Consider the following 4,231-nt stretch of genomic DNA (forward strand, 5'->3'; position numbering starts at 1 on the left):
CTGCCAACGACAAAGCAGCCTGCACAAATTGCACAGACTGCTTTTGGTTACTACATAGATTATTTTTGTTTTTTGCGCTGTCTACTTGACAGGGGGCGGGTCATTTCATGTGTCAGGCTCGTTTTTCTTTGTTGGGGCTTGTAACAGCCTCAAATTATTAAATCACTTTAAAATCATAAGCTCCTCTGTACAGATTTTCTGCAAAAAGGTTATATGCTGCATTACATGCATCTTTGTAACTATCGTATTTTCCGTAATATTCGGCGAATCCGTTATTAAAAATCAGTTTTACTTTAAACATTTTATTTTCCTCCGTTTTTATGTCAGTATTTCAAATTCTTTAGGCAAACGTTTCTTGCTGCAGTAGACATTATTATTTTCGTCATACCACCATGGCGTCTTGAACTGATAAGCCGGAGAGCGCTTTTCCAGCGTTATGTATTCTCCGTCAGGACCTTTAAAGCGAATCCTTGTGCCTATCGGTAGTTTTGAGGGATTAGTATCAGAATTTTTACTTTCTGAGTATTTTCTGCATCTTTCTCTCCATTCATTAAAAACGAGGTCACGGGGGTGAAAAGTTAATGACAGAAGAACTGCTCCATGATGCTGTACTGATCTGGTGAATATAGCGCTCCAGATGAACACCCACGGCCGTCAAAGTTGAACAGTGCCGTCGCTGAAAATGAACAGCGTCGTCGGAGCAGTTGTACATTGACATCGTAAAATTTGTATGATACAATAATTATGCTTTACTCACAGGGAGGATAGGGCAACGCTGAGGAGCGACCCGAGCGTCCTGTGAGGTTTACAAGTAATGGGCGATGTCAGCAATATGTGGCATCGCCTTTTTCATTACTTGGAAACAAGAGCGATAAACCTCGGGTTCGGGCAGAGCCCGACGAGCCGAAGGCTCTTTATGCTTCTGATTGATCTACGCCGAATATCTTTCTCATAGATTCTTCGCATTCAATTATGATGCGATATGAATCATGAACGATACGGTCACATATGGCATCTGCAATGATAGGTGAACCGATCTTGTCACGCCAGCCCGGCACGTCAAACTGCGAGCAGAATATCATTGAGCCTTTTTTGTAACGTGCTTCTGCTATTTCGAGAAGATCTCTTGCCTCTGTTTCTTTGAGCTGATACAGCAGCCATTCGTCAATTATCAGCAGCGCCGGCTTTTTGTACTGCTCTATGACCTTGCTGTAAGTACCTGTAGTTCTTGCTATTGCAAGCTCAGTAAGCAACTCGGGAAGTCTGACATATCTGACGGGAAGAAACTGTCTTACAGCTGACATTCCAAGAGCACATGCGATATACGTCTTTCCGCTGCCAGTTGCTCCAAGAAGCATAAGGTTATGATGCTCAAATATGTAATTACAGCCTGCAAGGCGGGCTATTTGAGCCTTGTCAAGTTTTCGTGTTTTGTCATAAGCGATATTCTCTACGCAGGCACCTGTATCTGCAAAATCAGCTTTTTTAATAAGCTTGGTGAGATGATTGTTTTTACGGGTCACCCATTCTTTATCCACAAGAAGTCCGAATCTGTCTTCAAACGATAGTTCGGAAATATTCGGATCTGAAAGCTGTTCTCTGAATGCGTTAGCCATAGTGCTCAGTCGCATTTCCTGAAGCTTGGTGATAGTGTTTTCTGTCAACATTACTTCACACCTCCATAGTAGGAACCGCCTCTTGTGAAGCCGTACTGTTCAGTATTTTCAGGCATCTCTGCACTGATTTCTTCCTGTCTATCCTGCCCGGAAGAAAGTATAACCTGAATATTCTTGTATGAAGGCCGTGGTGTGAAGCTGAGAGCTCTTTTACAGGCATTTTCAAGCCTGTCGGGAGTATACTTGTCGGCAAGCTTTAATAGCCCCATACAAGACTTGTATCCTTGCTGTTCCACCTTGTATCCACTCAGTATCGCTGACACAACCATTCTTGTATTGTTTCCTATCTTTGAAGCCCATTTGATAAAGCGTTCGCCGTTCCATTGAATGTATTTCTGATGGTCGTCAGGCATATGCTCTTCATTTGTGCTGTACTGGTTTGCTCTTCCGTAAAGTCTACGGTGTGAGCATATACGATTTCCGTCATAGAAGACTTCAACGGTCATTTTTGTAAGACGGACGTCAACTTTCTTTTTGATATATTCATATGGAACGGAATAGTTCATCTTATCAATAGAAATATGGTAATTCGGAGCAACAGTAGCTATCTTCCACATCGCAAGCTCATATGGTCTTGGCGGCAGCGGCATAAGAAAAGCTCGTTCTTCTTCAAATGCTATTGAACGGCTGCCTTCACGCTTTTGAAAAGGCTTATGGTTGAATTCATAAAGTTTTTCAAATATGGCTTCATTCAACTCTGCAAGTGAAAGAAATCTTCTGTTTCGCAGTGCTGCAAGAATAAATGTAGATATGACGCCTACCGTGCCTTCTACCATTGCCTTATCCTTTGGTGAGCGCACTCTGCATGGAAGTATCGCTGTGTTGTAATGCTCAGCAAGTTCACTGTATGCACGGTTGAGCTTTATTTCGTTCCTTCTGTGTTTATCCACACCTGTTTTCAGATTATCGCACTGAATGATTTTAGCAACACCGCCGAAATATCTGAAGGCATTTACGTGAGCCAGAGTCCAGCACTCCTGATCCATAGAGAAAAAACCTTCAACGTAGGAATATCCACTGTAAGGGAGAGTGGCAACAAATACATATACGGGAATATGATCGCCTGTATCTGTATCGACAATGTACGCTGTATCACCGGCCCAGTCTACCTGCATTATTTCTCCCGGCTTATGTTCAAGGTGCATTGTTGCACTGTTTTTGGCAGTGTAGTCACGGTAATACTTTTTGAATTGTGTAAGCTGATAAGGAAGTTCTCCGTTATTGCGGCACTGCTCACAGTATTCAAGCCAGAGAAGATTGAGCGTAACTCCGCTTTTCTGCATTTCATGTGCAACATACTCATAGTCCGGCATCTTGTACTCCGGTTTTGTTGCACTTGCAGGAAAAAGTGCATCGGCAAGCTGTTTGTCTGTCATTCCGTCAGGCAGTGGATAGCTCAATCCTCTTTCAGCAGAGATGTTCAGAATTTTAATCACAGTTGTTCTTGAACATCCGCAGGCGCCTGCAATCTGCGCTTTGTTCAGTCCGAGACTACTGAGTCTCAGAATCTCACGATAATTGGTCATTGAAATGACCTCCTTTTAATGTATTCACGCCGAAGCGTGTAATACCATTTTACCGTGAGAATAATCAAGATTCAAGATTTTTTCCCAACTGTTCACTTTATGCGACGTTAATGTTCATTCTCGCCGACGGCACTGTTCAACCTGCGCGGCCGAAGTGTTCATTTTAGGGCGACATATTCAATCTGGCTGCTGCGACGACTGGATCTTTCAAAAGCAAGGCAAGAGGTATTTGAGTATTTTCATATGCTCACCGAGCAGGATGATGGCAAAAAAATAAGCCGGCATGATATCACTATGGAGATCCTTGATATTCTTGATCGACATGAACTGCATTACAGTGACGGCTATATCTGCTCTTCATGCCTTAATGACCCTTTCCCATTCTGAACCAAGTTTTTTGCGGGGAGCGTCTGTCTCTCTGCTTCTGCAAAAAATACGCCCACACCGTAATAAACGATGTGGGCGTATTTATTAGAAATAACATGTAAATTTATTTTAATAATTCTTTACCTTTGACGTGAGCTGCGATTATTATAATATCAGTGATATTGATCTTACCGTCATTGTTAACATCAGCGGCCCTGGCTGCGGTTTTATCAAGTAATTTTTTACCCTTAACATGAGCTGCTACCTTAACTATGTCGGTAACATTGATCTTACCGTCAAAGTTTACGTCACCGAGTAGTGTAACTGTCACTGTCAGATCCCGCCTGAGGGTATTGTAATTGTCTGTATCCTCGGGAGTGTAGGTAGCTGCAAAAGTATTATTTCCAACATCGCCTACGCTGAGTGTATCATCGTTCCAAGTCCAGCCTGCGGGGAGTTTAACATCTGCAAGTGTATTGCGGGTAACGGCTGTCAGATCTGTTACTTCATCGGGTGTGGGGTCAGCTTTTGCAACATTAACAGTAACGTCTTGTTCTACTGTATTATAGTTTGTATTAGTAGGTGTGAATACAGCCTTGAATGTCTGCTCACCTGCATTGCCTACAGAAGTTGTCGCAGGATCCTCCCAAGCCCATGTACCGT

The 4,231-nt window shown here is 42.8% G+C and carries 5 protein-coding genes; 1 reads left to right on the forward strand and 4 read right to left on the reverse strand.

Annotated features, from left to right (window positions below; genetic code table 11):
• Positions 1-157: 157 nt before the first annotated feature.
• The 3 genes from BM265_RS20320 to istA form a co-directional block, all read right to left on the reverse strand.
• The gene (locus tag BM265_RS20320; RefSeq protein WP_177219655.1) at positions 158-301 is read right to left on the reverse strand and encodes a hypothetical protein; all 144 of its coding nucleotides are present in this window, start codon (positions 299-301) and stop codon (positions 158-160) included.
• 613 nt (positions 302-914) lie between these two features.
• Complete coding sequence (gene istB, locus BM265_RS19305) at positions 915-1,667, reverse strand: IS21-like element helper ATPase IstB (protein WP_074963540.1); 753 nt, start codon at positions 1,665-1,667, stop codon at positions 915-917.
• Complete coding sequence (istA, locus tag BM265_RS19310) at positions 1,667-3,202, reverse strand: IS21 family transposase (protein ID WP_074963541.1); 1,536 nt, start codon at positions 3,200-3,202, stop codon at positions 1,667-1,669. Before istA ends, istB begins: the two co-directional genes overlap by 1 nt.
• A gap of 243 nt (positions 3,203-3,445) precedes the next feature.
• On the opposite strand from istA, the gene BM265_RS19315 reads away from it, so the two are divergent.
• Positions 3,446-3,589 (forward strand): hypothetical protein, encoded by a 144-nt coding sequence (locus BM265_RS19315; protein WP_242940916.1) that lies wholly within the window; start codon positions 3,446-3,448, stop codon positions 3,587-3,589.
• Between the two features lie 103 nt (positions 3,590-3,692).
• On the opposite strand, the gene BM265_RS19320 is transcribed toward BM265_RS19315, so the two are convergent.
• A partial coding sequence (locus BM265_RS19320) for a dockerin type I repeat-containing protein (RefSeq protein WP_242940917.1) occupies positions 3,693-4,231 on the reverse strand: 539 nt, incomplete at its 5' end.

The sequence above is a fragment of the Hominimerdicola alba genome (genome assembly GCF_900112155.1).
GTDB lineage: Bacteria > Bacillota > Clostridia > Oscillospirales > Ruminococcaceae > Hominimerdicola > Hominimerdicola alba_D.

What these genes read in the sequence shown, in the direction of transcription:
- BM265_RS20320 (WP_177219655.1), bottom strand. Translation starts at nt 301, where the DNA reads ATGTTTAAAGTAAAACTGATTTTTAATAACGGATTCGCCGAATATTAC.
- istB (WP_074963540.1), bottom strand. Translation starts at nt 1,667, where the DNA reads ATGTTGACAGAAAACACTATCACCAAGCTTCAGGAAATGCGACTGAGC.
- istA (WP_074963541.1), bottom strand. Translation starts at nt 3,202, where the DNA reads ATGACCAATTATCGTGAGATTCTGAGACTCAGTAGTCTCGGACTGAAC.
- BM265_RS19315 (WP_242940916.1), top strand. Translation starts at nt 3,446, where the DNA reads ATGCTCACCGAGCAGGATGATGGCAAAAAAATAAGCCGGCATGATATC.